This window comes from Daejeonella sp. (assembly GCF_046590655.1).
GTDB lineage: Bacteria > Bacteroidota > Bacteroidia > Sphingobacteriales > Sphingobacteriaceae > Daejeonella.
On record NZ_JBKJUM010000015.1, the window covers coordinates 1 to 15,587 of the forward strand.

Sequence of the window (15,587 nt, forward strand, 5' to 3'; positions counted from 1 at the left end):
AGACCTCAGACCTCAGACCTCAGACCTCAGACCTCAGACCTCAGACCTCAGACCTCAGACCTCAGACCTCAGACCTCAGACCTCAGACTAACAGTACTGATCAAAAGCCTGATTCAAATTATCAGCGATCATTTGCGCCGGACGGCCTTCAATCTGATGACGCTCAATCATGTGAACTAAATTCCCGTCTTTGAACAAAGCAATTGACGGAGACGATGGAGGGAAGGGCAGCATGTGTGCTCTTGCCTTATCAACAGCTTCTTTTTCCATTCCTGCAAATACAGTAACAAACTTATCCGGATGTTTCAAAAAGGAAGTCGAAATCTTGGCAGCCGGGCGTGCGTTCGCTGCAGCACAACCGCAAACAGAATTAACCATTACCAGCACAGTTCCCTCTGACTTAATCGCCAAATCTACTTCTTCAGGAGTTCTCAAATCCTGAAAGCCTGCATTTACCAATTCCTGGCGCATTGGTGCAACTAAATATTCTGGGTACATATGTTGAAATTCTAAGTGATTTGCAAAGTTAATTATTTGGTAATGAGATTAACTATTAGAGGGCGGTTTTGACGTTGAGATTACTAAAAGTTGTACGTTATACGTTGTACGTTTTAAGTCTTCCAAACCCTGTAAATCTCCAGGTTATTCACGGTCTGTGCCACTAATACCTTTGCTGTTCAAACAAAAAAGCATCAGGCAGGAGTAAACTAAACCGGATCGAAGCAAGTAGCCTTTGCCATCGATCCATTTTAATGTTAAAATATCTTAATTTTTGGCAAAGTCCAGTAATAAAGATTGACGCTTTGAAAGCATTGATAGAACCTATCATAAACGTCAAGCGGAAATTAACCGACAATGAAACCAAATACCCTTTCGATACAGCTTTAAAAACAGCTTACTAATATTACTTTAATGGCCGTCAAAGAAGATCAGATATTAAATTCGGATTATGCCAGTACTTATTTAACAGAAAATGATCCTGCTTCGCTTAGAACATCTGCAGCATTAAATTTGCTTTTACGAAGAATCACTTCCCATCCATACTTGCTACCAAGTTTTAATTGCGGGATCATGGCACTCTTTGGATATATGAACGAAAATGCTATTAAAGAATCTTTCTCAAAATGGGGTTTACAGCAACGCAACGCTTGCTCGGGCGACTGATCTCCTGTAATTTCTACTATCCTTATTTTATATAAACTTTCGCTATTAGGTGTGGGAGCAACTGCCCATGAGAATCTTAGCTCTGCTGTTCCTGCTACTGAAGCATTTTTTTCAGGACTCATTAATGAGACCTTGGTAGTAAGCTGCTCAGACTCGCGATTTGTTTTTTGACAGCTATACACAACCGTTAGCATGCACAGAGAGAGAATTAATTTTTTCATGGATTAAAGTTATTTAATATAAAATTAATCAATAGTTATAAATAAAAATACCAAATCTTCGTGCGATCAACGAATACCAAATAATTTTTTATAATTGCTTTTAAGCAAGATATTGCTACTCCAAACAGAATACATCTTGAAATCAATTATTTTTCCCTTAACCCAAAGAATCCCGGCGTTATCACCAATAAAATTTAAATGTCAAAACTTTGTAATATAAAACCTTATCGTCTGCATTTTTTGAAATGGCAAAACTATGCCTTACTTTTGTATTCGAAATAAGCGAGATTTAGACAAAGTGTGCAAATAGTGTGTACATCCTTTTTTCTTTAATACTTAACTTATTGATAATTAAATACTTAAAAAATCAAACTATGTCATCAGTAGAGACAATTTATGAGCCTTACAAAGTTAAGGACATTTCCCTGGCAGAATGGGGACGGAAAGAAATCGGATTAGCCGAAGCAGAAATGCCGGGCTTAATGGCACTTCGCGAGGAGTACGGTCCGTCACAACCGCTTAAAGGCGCACGCATCGCAGGATGTTTGCACATGACTATCCAAACTGCAGTTTTAATTGAAACATTGACTGCCCTTGGTGCTGAAGTTACCTGGTCATCATGTAACATTTTCTCAACTCAGGACCACGCAGCCGCTGCAATTGCTGCTGCAGGTATTCAGGTTTATGCCTGGAAGGGTCTTAATGAAGAAGAATTTGACTGGTGTATCGAGCAAACTTTACATTTCGGTCCGGATCGCCAACCACTAAACATGATCCTTGATGATGGCGGCGATTTAACAAATATGGTATTCGACAGATTTCCAGAGCTCATTTCTGAAATCAAAGGTCTTTCTGAAGAAACTACTACCGGAGTTCACCGCTTATACGAGCGCATGAAAAACGGAACTTTGCATTTACCTGCAATCAATGTTAACGATTCAGTAACTAAATCTAAATTCGATAACAAATACGGTTGCCGTGAGTCGTTAGTTGATGCCATTCGTCGTGCAACTGATGTAATGATGGCTGGTAAAGTAGCTGTTGTTTGCGGTTACGGTGATGTTGGTAAAGGTTCTGCTGAATCTTTAAGTTCACAAGGTGTTCGCGTAATCGTAACTGAAATCGATCCAATCTGTGCTTTACAGGCAGCTATGGAAGGTTATGAAGTTAAAAAATTAGCTACAGCTATTTCAGAAGCGGATATCGTTGTAACAACAACTGGTAACTGCGATATCGTTCGCGGTGAGCATTTCCTTGCATTAAAAGACAAAGCTATCGTTTGTAATATTGGTCACTTCGATAATGAGATCGATATGGCTTGGTTGAACCAGACCTACGGTGATACTAAAGTGGAAATCAAACCACAAGTTGACAAATACACACTTAACGGAAAAGACGTAATTGTTCTTGCAGAAGGCCGTTTGGTAAACTTAGGTTGTGCAACTGGTCATCCATCTTTCGTAATGTCTAACTCTTTTACGAACCAAACTTTGGCTCAACTGGAGCTTTGGACTAACACAGATAAATACGAAAACAAAGTTTACGTTCTTCCTAAGTATTTGGATGAGAAAGTAGCACGTTTACACCTGGCTAAAATAGGTGTAGAGCTTGAAGAATTAGACCAACACCAGGCAGATTATATCGGTGTGCCAGTTGAAGGTCCGTTTAAAGCGGATTCGTACAGGTACTAGGTCGGATGTCGGAGGTCTGAGGTCGGAAGTCGGAGGTCGGATCTTGCAGATGCCTAATATAAACCCTTTCGATTATTTCGGAAGGGTTTTTTTGCATTTCAATTTGTGATGGTAGTCAAACACGTCGGTATGGAGATTCCCGCTTTCGCGGGAATGACAAGTTTTGCTAGAGAAATAGGAGATTCCAGCCTTCGCTGGAATCGCAATTGCAAAAAGGCGATTTGACGATTCCTCAGATTCCAGCGAAGGCTGGAATCTCCCAATATACCCTCCCATATCTTGTCATTCTGGCGAAGGCCAGAACCTCCCGTCCCTTAACCTGATAAAATTGAACGCTGCTGCCTGAGTTTAGTTTGCAAAAGCCAGTACTTATAGCGTAGGATCGACTAATGCACTTAAAATCATTTACGCTATCGAATTTCCTTCACTGATTATACTTAAAGAAGCATTATTCAATTTTCGTATATTTGTTTTCAAACCAGATCATGAAAGAATTATTTTTCCTGGTAGACGAAGCTTTGGAAGGGATTAGAGCTTTGATCATATCATTAAATTTGTTTCATATTTGAGGCGTCTTGCCTCAGACTTCCGACCTCCAACCTCCGACCTCAAATTATGACAACCCTCTCCGTCAACATTAACAAAATAGCAACTTTACGCAATTCAAGAGGGGGAAACAATCCTGACCTGCTAAAAGTCGCCCTGGATATCGAGCGCTTCGGCGCACAGGGAATAACCGTCCACCCCCGCCCTGACGAGAGGCATATACGTTACCAGGATGTTTTCGATCTTAAGGCGGTGATTGCAACAGAATTCAATATTGAAGGAAACCCAACTGAAAAAAAGTTTATCGAGCTCGTTCTGGCAAATAAACCTGCTCAGGTTACACTCGTGCCGGATGCTGAAGGCCAGTTGACGTCCAACCATGGCTGGGATACTATTAAGCATCAGGATTATCTGAAAGAAATTATTTCGGAATTTCAGTCTGCCGGTATTCGGGTTTCTATTTTCGTTGACCCGATTGCTGAGATGGTCGAATCAGCGGCGTCAGCAGGAACTGACAGGATTGAACTTTACACTGAGGCCTACGCATCACAGTATGATTCTGGTAAAGAGGTTGCCGTGAAGCCTTACATTCAGGCAGCGAGGGTGGCAAGCAGTCTGGGTCTGGGTATTAATGCCGGGCATGATCTTGATCTTAATAACCTGAAATATTTCGCTCAGCAAATCCCGGAATTACTTGAAGTAAGCATCGGACATGCATTAATTTCAGATTCATTATATTTAGGTTTGGAGAATACAGTGCAAATGTATCTCAGACAATTAAAATAAGCCGATGGACAGCTACAAATCACTTTCGATTCTATTTATTGCAATTATTTCCATGCTTACATCGTGTAAAAATGAAGCTTCAATTGATGAGAGTGATGCTTCTGAGGTGATTACCGCCCATTTGGAAAGCAATCCGGAATTCAAGACAACGACATTCAAATTCGGGGAATTAAAATTCCATAGCAGAAAAGACCGGGTGGACTTGAAGAAATATGAAGAATTGGCTGATAAAGGACTGATTCTAATGGAACTCGACGAACAAAAGAAAGTTTTCCTGTCCAAAGACAGCACCTATGTTTATCAGGTAACCCTGAAAGAAAATGCAGCGCCACTAGTGATCGAACAAAGTAACGACCGGGCAACCGTGAAAGCGGTTAACTATATTTTAGATGATGATAAGCCAGTAAACTTCGAGCAAACCAATGATAAAACTGCCAAAGCTACGGTTTCCCTTAAGATAGAACCCACTGACTTTTATCCCTTTCTTAACAAAGAATCTAACAGCGATTTTATTACCAAGACGTACAAGTTAAAGCTGAAGAAGGATAAGGGGTGGGAGGTTGAATGACGAAAAGTTCATTTTTAAATAGCTTCCAGACCCCTCAGTCCCGCGAAAAGCGCGACAGCTCCACTTGAAAAAAGGGGAGCGCGAGACGCACAGAGCGCGCAGCCTTCCTCGCTATTCGGTCCGCCTTGGGCGGACAGCCCCTCTACACCAGCTAGCTTTAGGTACGTTTCTTAAGCCAAAGCACTGAATCTCCGTTCTACTTTTTATTCGCATCGGCTGGTGCGGTTTGCACAGGCAAAGCCAAACCACTGACTTCCAAAGCAGCAGACGCAGCGACGGCTCTTTGCCTACTTTCCAGCTGAAGGGAAAGTAGGTGCCCCCGCCGGCATGAGGCAGGCAAAATACAATACCTCCAAGGTTTAAAATCACCAAATAAACCCACCATTTCTATCAAAAAATAAACCAGAAATTCCTTACTTTTGCCCCACCAATATTCCTCCCTTTAATGAAGCTTAATATAGATTACCAGGAAAAATTTGAGCAGCGTCATATTGCTCCTACAGAGCAGGATACTGCAAAAATGCTCAGAACTATCGGTGTAAATTCCTTAGACGAATTGATAGATCAAACCGTGCCCTCTAACATTCGTTGGAAAAATACTTTAAACTTACCTGACGCGAAAAGTGAATTCGATTATCTGAATGATCTTAAAATTACAGCTTCTAAAAATAAAGTCTTTAAATCCTACATTGGTCAGGGGTATAATGATGTTGTCGTTCCGGGAGTTATACAGCGGAATATACTGGAAAACCCGGGATGGTACACACAATACACGCCGTATCAGGCAGAAATCGCTCAGGGCCGTTTGCAGGCTTTGTTGAATTTCCAGACTATGGTAGTCGATCTTACAGGGATGGAAATCGCCAACGCTTCTCTTCTTGATGAAGGAACTGCGGCGGGAGAAGCGATGTTCATGCAATACAGCCTTCGTAAAAATTCGGAAGCATTTACTTTCTTTGTTTCGGAAGAAGTATTGCCGCAAACGATTGATATCTTAAAAACCCGTTCGGCTCCTTACGGCATTGAAATAATGATCGGGGATCACCGCACCGTAGAACTTAACGAGTCTATGTTCGGCGCGATCGTTCAGTATCCGGCTGGGAATGGAGAAATCTATAATTATACAGACTTCGCGACCAAAGGACATGAAAAAGGCATAAAGCTGACTGTTGTTGCTGATATAATGTCTCTTAGTCTTTTAACTCCACCGGGGGAGTGGGGCGCAGATATCGTTGTGGGTTCCACTCAACGTTTTGGTGTTCCCATGGGATTTGGAGGACCGCATGCCGCGTTCTTTGCAACCAAAGACGAGTATAAGCGTTCGATGCCAGGAAGAATCATCGGTGTAACTATTGACAGCGCCGGCAATTACGCATTGCGTATGGCATTACAAACTCGCGAACAGCATATCCGACGAGACAAAGCTACTTCAAATATCTGCACGGCACAGGCATTATTAGCTATCATGGCTGGAATGTATGCCGTTTATCACGGACCACAAGGGATTAAACTAATCGCAGAGCGAATTCACGGTTTGGCCGTCTTGTTAAAAGACTCTCTTCAAAGCCTGGGCTACAATCAGGAAAACGAACATTTCTTTGATACCCTGCGATTCGATCTTGGCGATCTTGTAAATCCAATTCACGCCGAAGCGTTAAATAATGAAGTCAATTTAAATTATAAAGGATCCAACGTAACCATTTCACTGGATGAAACCACCTCGTTCGAAGATGTTCAGACTTTAGTTCGCCTCTTCGCGAAAGTAAAGGGCAAAAATCTTCAGGATGTAGATACTAATGATCTTCGCGAAGGAATCAAACTGCATATCCCAGCCCAGCTACAACGTTCATCATCCTTCCTGAGTCACCCGGTTTTCAATTCGCACCATTCAGAGCATGAAATGCTGCGTTATATCAAATCGCTTGAAGCGAAAGATTTGTCGCTTTGTCATTCCATGATAGCCCTTGGCTCATGTACCATGAAGCTGAATGCTACTACTGAAATGGTTCCTGTTACCTGGGCCGAATTTAGTAAGATGCATCCCTTTGCACCTTCAGATCAGGTTGGCGGGTATATGCAGATATTTGACGAATTAAATAAATGGCTAAGTGAGATCACTGGCTTTGCTGCTATGAGCTTACAGCCAAATGCCGGTGCTCAGGGTGAATATACAGGCTTAATGGTTATTCGTGCTTATCATCAGGACCGCGGAGACTTTCAAAGAACTGTTGCATTAATTCCTTCATCTGCTCATGGGACAAATCCGGCATCAGCTGCTATGGCAGGCATGAAGATCATTATTGTAAAATGTGACGAAAAAGGAAATATTGATGTTGCTGACTTGAAATCGAAGGCTGAAGAGCATTCTGCAAATCTCTCCTGCTTAATGGTAACATACCCTTCTACCCACGGGGTTTTCGAAGAATCAATAATTGAAATTTGTGAAACTATACATCAGCACGGCGGACAAGTTTATATGGACGGTGCAAATATGAATGCACAGGTTGGTTTGACTAGTCCGGCAACAATTGGAGCTGATGTTTGCCATCTGAACCTTCACAAGACTTTCTGCATCCCTCATGGCGGAGGCGGCCCCGGAATGGGTCCGATCGGTGTTGCTAAACACCTGGTGCCATATTTACCCGGCCATCCGGTTGTGCACATTGGTAATGAAAAGTCGATCCCTGCTGTATCTTCTGCACCATGGGGTTCTGCCTCTATCCTGTTAATCTCTCATGCATATATTGCGATGATGGGTTCCGAAGGGCTAACTAACGCTACCAAATATGCAATACTCAATGCAAATTATATTAAGACGCGGCTGGAAAAACATTATCCGGTGCTTTATTCCGGAAGCCATGGCCGTTGCGCCCATGAAATGATATTGGATTGCCGATCATTCAAAAACTTTGGGATTGAAGTAACTGATATAGCAAAGAGGCTCATGGATTATGGCTTCCACGCTCCAACCGTTTCTTTTCCGGTAGCAGGAACAGTGATGATTGAACCTACAGAATCAGAACCTAAACATGAACTTGACCGCTTTTGCGATGCAATGATTGCAATTCGTTCCGAGATTGATGATGTTGAAAGTGGCACTTTTGATAAAATGGACAATCCTCTTAAAAATGCACCCCATACTTCAGCAGTTGTAACCGCCGATACATGGGATCATTCGTACAGCAGGCAAAAAGCTGCATTTCCACTAACTTACGTAGCGGCATTCAAATTCTGGCCATCTGTTGGAAGGGTAAACGACACACACGGCGACCGAACGCTGATCTGCGCCTGCCCGCCGATAGAAAGTTATATGGAAGAGATGGTCTGAGGTAAATGTAACAAATTAGTATCTTCGGTAAATTTGTTGGGTTCATGATCCAGTTTAAACAATCGAGGAAACAAATTTCGAGATTATTGATTTATGCAGGAATTTTATGTTCTTGTGTTTTCCCTTATACAAAAGTAAATGCCCAGGAAAGCGACAAAATTAGGCTCCAGTTAAAATGGAATCATCAGTTTCAGTTTGCAGGATACTATGCAGCACCACAAAAAGGTTTCTTCAAACAAGCCGGCCTGGATGTAGTCTTACTTGAAGGCAATTCGCAGATACCAACGGTTCCTGCGGTTTTAGAAGGAAAAGCCGACTTCGGTGTAACCGGCTCATATATTTTTAAGCAACTTGGCATTTCCCCGAAAGATCATTCACTGGACGGGTTTATATTTGAAAGCGCAAGTGATAAAAAGATTCAGTATTTCGATATTTTAATTAATATTTTGGGAATTGCAGCTTTCCTGTTCGTAATTGCTATTATATGGAACTGGCAGCTGAGGAAAATTGTTCGCAAAAAAACCACGGCGCTGCTAAATGAAATTGCTGTTAGAAAAGGCGCTGAACAACGATTGGAACTGGCAATAGAGGCTGCAGGATTGGGTATTTGGGACTGGAGCCTTTTGACCAACAAGACTAATTATGACAAGTACTGGATCCGTTTGCTCGGATACGATCCTGAACAATTCCTTAAAGGCACCTCCTGGCTCGATATTGTGCATCCGGACGATTACGAAATGGTCAAAGAAATCATGATCGGCCTTCTCGATGGGAAGTATCCTTCAAATAGCCTGGTATATCGTATAAAAACAAAGGAAGGCATTTGGAAATGGATTCTCTCATTTACAAAAACAGTAAACTTCCAGGACGATGGTAAGGCAGCGAATTTAATAGGTACCCACCTTGATATAGATTTCATCAAAGAGAAAGAAATCGAGCTGGAAAACACCACAAAAGAGTTGAGAAAGACTAACGCAGAACTTCAGAAGTTTGCATACATCACTTCTCATAATCTCCGGGCACCAGTTGTAAATCTTATGAGCCTTACTGAAATGCTGTCTGAAGGCGAGCTATCGCCTGAACTCCATGATGAAATAAATCACAAGATTCATTATTGTGTAAAACAACTCGATTCAACACTGAGCGACCTGATAGAGATTGTTGCAAGCAAGACCGGAAACCAAGTGCATAAAGAAAATTTAAATCTTCAGATCGAGCTTGACATGATTATTAGAAGTATAGAGATGCAAGTGAATGAATCCGGAGCGCGTATCGAAACAGACTTCAGGGCTATCGATAGTATTTACTTTCCGAAAAGATTTCTCCATAGCATACTTCTTAATCTGTTAACTAATGCGATAAAATACAAGTCGGATAAACGAAATCTCGTTATCAATTTGAAGACACGTGTCAGGAAAGACTATACAATTTTATATTTCAGCGATAACGGCCTGGGTATGGATATGAAGAAATTCGGTAACAAAATATTTGGACTTTACCAGCGTTTCCATAGCAAAATAGATGGTAAAGGGCTCGGCCTATATATTGTTAAATCACACATTGAGTCCATGGATGGAAGCATAAAGGTCAACAGCCTTCCGGAAGAAGGTACTATTTTTGAAATTTCTTTTAAAAACGCGGTAAGCTCTTAGCTATATGCATCCGTAAAAACTCAGTGACAAAATTAATTTAAGGCTAAACATTTATTTATTTGAGATATATTTAAAAAACACTGGTGTACACCATTATCTATTAACTTAAAATAAAAATGAAAAAGATACTTTTAAACCTTACAATTCTAACTGGAATGGCTGTTTTTATGTCGTTCGACAAACCTTTGAAAGAGGTAAATTACACAGTTGATACCGAGCGCTCCACTATCGGCTGGTCGGCGAAGAAGGTAGGCGGCGGCCATTCCGGGACCGTCAAGATCACTTCCGGAAATTTGGTTTATAATGGAAAAGCGTTGACGAAAGGAACCTTTCTTATGAACATGTCAAGCATTACTTCTGATAACGCAAAGGTCACAACTCACCTGAAATCAGACGATTTTTTTTCCGCTGAGAAAAATCCAAACGCAAAATTTGACATCACGAAGGTTACTGCCGCTGGATCCGACAGAGTAAACATTGCAGGTGTCCTTACGATTAAGGGTATCAGTCAGCCAATTTCATTCCCTGCAACGGTTAAGAGCCAAAAAGATATCGTTGTTGCTGTAGCTAATGGAATACGCGTCGACCGTACAAAATACGATATCAAATATCGTTCTAAAACTATCTTCCTTGAAATTGGCGACAAAGCAATTGATGATGAATTTGAGTTGAATATTAATTTGGTAGCGAAAAGGTAGAACAAGGAATAAAGAGCAAGGAATAAGGACTGGAGATCGGAGGGCTAGCCGCTAGTTTGAGTGTCGTCTGTTTTACGGCAGGTACGTTTCCAGTCTTTGATCTTTGCTCCTTATTCCAATTATAGTATCCTGAAAATCTCTTCTTCCAACCCCACCTTCGAAATCGCTTTTGATTTAGCGTGGTAAAACAAGCATTCCCAGTTACCTTCTGCAGCTTTTACACCGTACTCCTGCCGTAGCTCCATCGCTCGTCTACCGTCAAAGTCGTATTTCGCCATGAATTTCCTGAGAAGTTGCTCTGGCTCAGGCAGTATATCGCCACCGAAAAAAATGGTTTGATTATCTTCTTTGATCAGGAAAACCTGGTGATATTCGCAATGCCCTCCGGTTAATTCATAGGAAATCGTTTCCGACAATTTACCGCTCCCTTCCACAAAGTGTACAGAACCGCTCCTTTGCATAAAATCAAATATCTCCGTTTTGTAGGAGCGTGAAGGCTTGCTGTAAGCTGCCTCCCATTCTCCCCGCTGAATTATATATTCCGCATTAGGGAAACTCAGTGATACGTCATTTCCCATTTTATTTATCATACCTCCGGAATGGTCAAAATGAAGGTGCGACATCAGTACAAGATTAACATCTTCTGGTTGAAAACCCGCTTTTCGGATATTCTCGTGTATAATAAGCTGATCTTCTCCGTTCCGAAAGCCCAAACCGGTATCGAGTATTATGAGTTCATTTTGGGTTTCAATAAGGAAAGGCTGAACATAAATAAATAGGGAAGCCGGACGGTCTTTTGGGTTATGAATAGCTGGATCGAAGGGCAAAAATGTTTTCGAAATATCTACTGAAAAGGACCCTTCGTTTAAGGCTAATGCTTTCAATGTCTTTGCTTTTTATGAGGTTAAATTCTATTTTTACGGGTTAAAGGGCAAAGATATGCAAAAAAGGTGGGTGGAACAGGAGGTGAAAGGCCTTGTTGAAATGGAAGAATTGCAGCGGTCTCTGAAAGTCGATGCAATTCTGGCCAGACTGCTTGTGGGAAGAGGAATTACCACTTTTGAAGATGCCCGCCGCTTTTTTCGTCCCGAACTGGAGCATTTACATGACCCTTTCCTTATGCGGGATATGGATCTTGCCATTTCACGCATTGAATATGCTATAGCCGCGCAAGAAAAAATTCTTGTGTATGGAGATTATGACGTTGACGGAACCACTTCCGTAGCCCTTGTTTATAGCTTCCTCAAAAAATATCATCCCAAAATAGATTTTTACATCCCCAACCGTTACAAAGAGGGTTATGGCATTTCCACACAGGGAATTGATTATGCTGCTGAACATGGATACGCGTTAATTATCGCACTGGATTGTGGGATAAAGTCGGTAGATAAGGTCGAATACGCCAATAAAAAACAGATAGATTTTATTATCTGTGATCATCATCTTCCGGGGGAGGTATTGCCTCCTGCTGTCGCAGTGCTTGACCCTAAACGGATAGATTGTTCATATCCATATCAAGAACTTTCCGGATGCGGGATAGGCTTTAAACTGGTTCAGGCATATGCCCAGAAAAAAAATATCCCGTTTAGCGATATCTCATGCTATCTGGACCTCGTTGCTGTAAGTATCGCGTCTGATATCGTTCCAATTACTGGGGAAAACAGAGTGCTTGCCTGGTACGGACTGCAAAAAATAAATACGGAACCCTGCAAAGGAATAACGGCCTTAATGAATTTATCCGGTAGAAAAGAAAATCTCAATATTACTGATGTTGTTTTCACCATTGGTCCGCGCATTAATGCCGCAGGCAGGATTGACGATGCAAAACATGCCGTTAACCTATTGATTGCGGATACAGACGCTACCGCATTCGAGAAGGGGGAGGTTATTAACTTAAAAAATTCTGAGCGGAAAGAGCACGACAGCAATATAACTGAGCAAGCATTAGCAATGATAGATGCTGATCCTGAATTGATAGCACGCAAAACGACAGTCGTTTACAATGAACATTGGCATAAGGGTGTCATAGGAATAGTGGCCTCCCGTCTTACAGAGAAGTACTATCGGCCAACAATAGTGATGACCTTGTCAAATGGTTACGCCGCCGGCTCAGCCAGATCTGTACTTGGCTTTGATTTGTATGAAGCACTTTTAGAATGCAGTGATCTACTCGAACAATTCGGCGGACATAAATATGCGGCGGGGCTGACACTCAGCACAGAAAATATTCCTGCTTTCCAGAAGAAATTTGAGGAGGTAGTTGCCAGAACAATTCCAGAGGAACTCCTTGTTCAGGCCATTACCATTGAGGCCGAACTCAAACTCGACCAGATAAGCCCCAAGTTCTTTCGAATCTTAAAGCAATTCGAACCATTCGGGCCTCAGAATATGGCCCCAATTTTTGTGAGCAGAAATGTTTATACTTACGGCTCCGGCTCAGCTGCCGGCGACAAGCATTTAAAAATGAGCGTACATCAGGATCACAAAACATATTATGACTGTATAGGTTTCGGACTCGCTGAATATCTGCCGAAAATAAACAATGGTATGCCATTTGATATTTGTTATACTATTGAAGAAAATACGTGGAAAGACAAAAAAGCACTGCAGTTGAATTTAAAAGGCATACGTTTATCCCCTTCAGCTTAGTCAGCCCCCCAAATGATCTTAAAAGCTGAACATCTCGTAAAAAAATATAAGCAACGTACAGTTGTGAACGACGTTTCATTCCAGGTTGCACAGGGTGAGATCGTTGGACTTCTTGGCCCCAATGGGGCGGGAAAAACCACGTCATTCTACATGATTGTTGGACTTATCAGGCCTAACCAGGGAAATGTTTATCTTGATGATGCAGACATTACTGAAGATCCCATGTATCGGAGGGCCCAGAAAGGAATCGGATATCTGGCTCAGGAAGCGTCTGTATTCCGGAAACTTACTGTGGAAGACAATATTAAGGCTGTGTTAGAAATGGGCCGCCTGGATAAAGCAGCACAGCGGGAAAAATTGGAACAGCTCATCGATGAATTCAGCCTGCATAAAGTTCGTAAAAACCGGGGCGACCTTCTTTCAGGAGGCGAAAGACGCAGAACTGAAATTGCCCGGGCTCTTGCTGCAGATCCCAATTTTATCCTTCTGGACGAACCATTTGCCGGTGTTGATCCAATCGCAGTCGAAGAGATACAAAGCATTGTTGCAAAGCTTAAACTTAGAAATATTGGAATCCTGATAACTGACCATAATGTTCAGGAAACACTTTCCATCACCGACAGGGCATACCTGCTGGCTGAAGGTAAAATTATGCTTACCGGAACTCCGGTAGAAATTGCAAACAATGAAATGGCCAAAAAATTCTACCTTGGTCAAAATTTTGAATTGCGCAAAAAGAAAATCTAAGTCCAGGTACAGTCCTATCATTTTATGACAATAGTAAACTCTATTTTTACCTGGTTTATGAAAAAGCGGATGCACCAGATCGAGCTTTTCATAAAATATCCTTATGATGTCCAGGATGAATGGTTTCAAAGCTTGATATCCTCTGCTCAGCATACACAATGGGGCAAAGATTATGGATATTCATCAATATATACCCAGGATCAGTTTAAGGAACGTGTACCCATTCAGAATTATGATACACTCAAGCCCTATATCGAACGGATGCTTGCGGGTGAACAGAACGTGTTATGGCCTTCAGAAATTAAATGGTTTGCGAAATCGTCAGGCACAACCAACGATCGCAGTAAGTTTATTCCGGTAAGTGAAGAGTCACTTGAAGAATGCCATTTTAAAGGCGGCAAGGATCTTCTTACCATGTACTGCGACAACAGACCTGACACCAAAATCTTTACGGGCAAATGCCTTGTACTAGGCGGCAGCCATCAGATTAATCAGCTAAACGCGGATTCCTGCTATGGCGACCTTTCTGCTGTATTAATAAAGAATTTACCATTTTGGGCCGAGTTTTACCGGACTCCGGATATGTCCATTGCACTAATGGATGACTTTGAAGAGAAAGTGGAAAAAATGGCTCAGGCTACCATAAATGTCAATGTAACTAATATATCAGGAGTGCCAACCTGGAATCTCGTCCTCGCAAAACGGGTACTTGAAATAACCGGCAAAGACAATCTGCTGGAGGTATGGCCAAACCTGGAATTCTATTTTCACGGAGCAGTAAACTTTAATCCTTACAGGGAACAATTTAAAAAACTCATTCCACGGGATGATATGTATTATATGGAAACCTATAATGCATCTGAAGGATTTTTTGGGATACAGGATCAGCCTGATTCGGACGAAATGCTATTAATGCTCGATTATGGCATATATTATGAATTTCTGCCGATGGAAAACATTCATTCCGAAAGTCCGAAAACATTAGGATTAGATCAGGTCGAGCTAAATAAGAATTATGCCCTCATCATCTCAACAAATGCGGGATTATGGAGATATATGATTGGAGACACCATAAAGTTCACTTGCCTGTCACCGCATCGCATACAGATAACCGGGCGTACAAAGCATTTTATAAATGCATTCGGTGAGGAGCTAATCATAGATAACGCAGAGAAAGGTCTTTCCAAAGCATGCAGTGAAACTAACGCAATAATCAGGGATTACACCGCCTGTCCCATTTACTTCAAAGGTAACGACGCGGGTGGGCACGAATGGATCATAGAATTTGAGAAAAAGCCCGATGATATCGAAAGATTTACTGATGTACTTGATGAGACCTTAAGAAGCGTCAATTCAGATTACGACGCAAAACGCTTTAAAGACATGGCCTTACGCCGGCCAACTATTCATGTTGCCGACGACGGTATTTTCTACAACTGGATGAAAAACCGCGGCAAGCTCGGCGGACAGCACAAAGTTCCAAGGCTGGCTAATGACAGGACGTATGTGGATGAAATTTTGAAGATGTTGTAGAGAG

General features: G+C 41.8%; 12 protein-coding genes. 9 read left to right on the top strand and 3 right to left on the bottom strand.

Features of this window, described 5'->3' with window-relative positions:
• Nucleotides 1–87: 87 nt before the first annotated feature.
• Nucleotides 88–498: a BrxA/BrxB family bacilliredoxin gene (locus tag ACLL8Z_RS01185; RefSeq protein WP_411272916.1), complete on the bottom strand. Its 411-nt coding sequence runs from the start codon at nucleotides 496–498 to the stop codon at nucleotides 88–90.
• A gap of 461 nt (nucleotides 499–959) precedes the next feature.
• The gene (locus ACLL8Z_RS01190; protein WP_411272917.1) at nucleotides 960–1,385 is read right to left on the bottom strand and encodes a hypothetical protein; all 426 of its coding nucleotides are present in this window, start codon (nucleotides 1,383–1,385) and stop codon (nucleotides 960–962) included.
• 374 nt (nucleotides 1,386–1,759) lie between these two features.
• Here ACLL8Z_RS01190 and ahcY point away from each other — a divergent pair, with 374 nt between their 5' ends.
• The 6 genes from ahcY (at nucleotide 1,760) to ACLL8Z_RS01220 (ending at nucleotide 10,654) form a co-directional block, all read left to right on the top strand.
• The gene (gene ahcY, locus ACLL8Z_RS01195) at nucleotides 1,760–3,076 is read left to right on the top strand and encodes an adenosylhomocysteinase (protein WP_411272918.1); all 1,317 of its coding nucleotides are present in this window, start codon (nucleotides 1,760–1,762) and stop codon (nucleotides 3,074–3,076) included.
• 615 nt (nucleotides 3,077–3,691) lie between these two features.
• Nucleotides 3,692–4,408: a pyridoxine 5'-phosphate synthase gene (locus tag ACLL8Z_RS01200; RefSeq protein ID WP_411272919.1), complete on the top strand. Its 717-nt coding sequence runs from the start codon at nucleotides 3,692–3,694 to the stop codon at nucleotides 4,406–4,408.
• Between the two features lie 4 nt (nucleotides 4,409–4,412).
• Entirely contained in the window at nucleotides 4,413–4,976 is a 564-nt protein-coding gene (locus tag ACLL8Z_RS01205; RefSeq protein ID WP_411272920.1) for a hypothetical protein, read from the top strand.
• 445 nt (nucleotides 4,977–5,421) lie between these two features.
• Nucleotides 5,422–8,304, top strand: a complete 2,883-nt coding sequence (gene gcvP / locus ACLL8Z_RS01210; protein WP_411272921.1) for an aminomethyl-transferring glycine dehydrogenase — start codon at nucleotides 5,422–5,424, stop codon at nucleotides 8,302–8,304.
• Between the two features lie 44 nt (nucleotides 8,305–8,348).
• Nucleotides 8,349–9,956 carry an ATP-binding protein gene (locus ACLL8Z_RS01215; RefSeq protein ID WP_411272922.1) on the top strand — a complete coding sequence of 536 codons (1,608 nt, stop codon included), beginning with the start codon at nucleotides 8,349–8,351 and terminating at the stop codon, nucleotides 9,954–9,956.
• A 116-nt stretch (nucleotides 9,957–10,072) separates the two neighbouring features.
• Nucleotides 10,073–10,654, top strand: a complete 582-nt coding sequence (locus ACLL8Z_RS01220) for a YceI family protein (protein WP_411272923.1) — start codon at nucleotides 10,073–10,075, stop codon at nucleotides 10,652–10,654.
• A 119-nt stretch (nucleotides 10,655–10,773) separates the two neighbouring features.
• Here ACLL8Z_RS01220 and ACLL8Z_RS01225 read toward each other — a convergent pair whose 3' ends face one another.
• Entirely contained in the window at nucleotides 10,774–11,538 is a 765-nt protein-coding gene (locus ACLL8Z_RS01225; protein ID WP_411272924.1) for an MBL fold metallo-hydrolase, read from the bottom strand.
• 55 nt (nucleotides 11,539–11,593) lie between these two features.
• On the opposite strand from ACLL8Z_RS01225, the gene recJ reads away from it, so the two are divergent.
• From recJ to ACLL8Z_RS01240, 3 genes are read left to right on the top strand one after another with little or no spacing between them, the layout of a single operon-like run.
• On the top strand, nucleotides 11,594–13,303 hold the full coding sequence (gene recJ / locus ACLL8Z_RS01230) for a single-stranded-DNA-specific exonuclease RecJ (protein WP_411272925.1): 1,710 nt from the start codon (nucleotides 11,594–11,596) through the stop codon (nucleotides 13,301–13,303).
• A gap of 12 nt (nucleotides 13,304–13,315) precedes the next feature.
• Nucleotides 13,316–14,050: an LPS export ABC transporter ATP-binding protein gene (gene lptB, locus ACLL8Z_RS01235; RefSeq protein ID WP_411272926.1), complete on the top strand. Its 735-nt coding sequence runs from the start codon at nucleotides 13,316–13,318 to the stop codon at nucleotides 14,048–14,050.
• 24 nt (nucleotides 14,051–14,074) lie between these two features.
• Nucleotides 14,075–15,583 carry a GH3 auxin-responsive promoter family protein gene (locus ACLL8Z_RS01240; protein WP_411272927.1) on the top strand — a complete coding sequence of 503 codons (1,509 nt, stop codon included), beginning with the start codon at nucleotides 14,075–14,077 and terminating at the stop codon, nucleotides 15,581–15,583.
• Nucleotides 15,584–15,587 lie beyond the last annotated feature (4 nt).

Coding starts and splice junctions, on each gene's coding strand:
- ACLL8Z_RS01205 (WP_411272920.1), top strand. CDS start 4,413: ATGGACAGCTACAAATCACTTTCGATTCTATTTATTGCAATTATTTCC.
- recJ (WP_411272925.1), top strand. CDS start 11,594: ATGCAAAAAAGGTGGGTGGAACAGGAGGTGAAAGGCCTTGTTGAAATG.
- ACLL8Z_RS01190 (WP_411272917.1), bottom strand. CDS start 1,385: ATGAAAAAATTAATTCTCTCTCTGTGCATGCTAACGGTTGTGTATAGC.
- gcvP (WP_411272921.1), top strand. CDS start 5,422: ATGAAGCTTAATATAGATTACCAGGAAAAATTTGAGCAGCGTCATATT.
- ACLL8Z_RS01185 (WP_411272916.1), bottom strand. CDS start 498: ATGTACCCAGAATATTTAGTTGCACCAATGCGCCAGGAATTGGTAAAT.
- ACLL8Z_RS01220 (WP_411272923.1), top strand. CDS start 10,073: ATGAAAAAGATACTTTTAAACCTTACAATTCTAACTGGAATGGCTGTT.
- ACLL8Z_RS01215 (WP_411272922.1), top strand. CDS start 8,349: ATGATCCAGTTTAAACAATCGAGGAAACAAATTTCGAGATTATTGATT.
- ACLL8Z_RS01240 (WP_411272927.1), top strand. CDS start 14,075: ATGACAATAGTAAACTCTATTTTTACCTGGTTTATGAAAAAGCGGATG.
- lptB (WP_411272926.1), top strand. CDS start 13,316: ATGATCTTAAAAGCTGAACATCTCGTAAAAAAATATAAGCAACGTACA.
- ACLL8Z_RS01200 (WP_411272919.1), top strand. CDS start 3,692: ATGACAACCCTCTCCGTCAACATTAACAAAATAGCAACTTTACGCAAT.
- ahcY (WP_411272918.1), top strand. CDS start 1,760: ATGTCATCAGTAGAGACAATTTATGAGCCTTACAAAGTTAAGGACATT.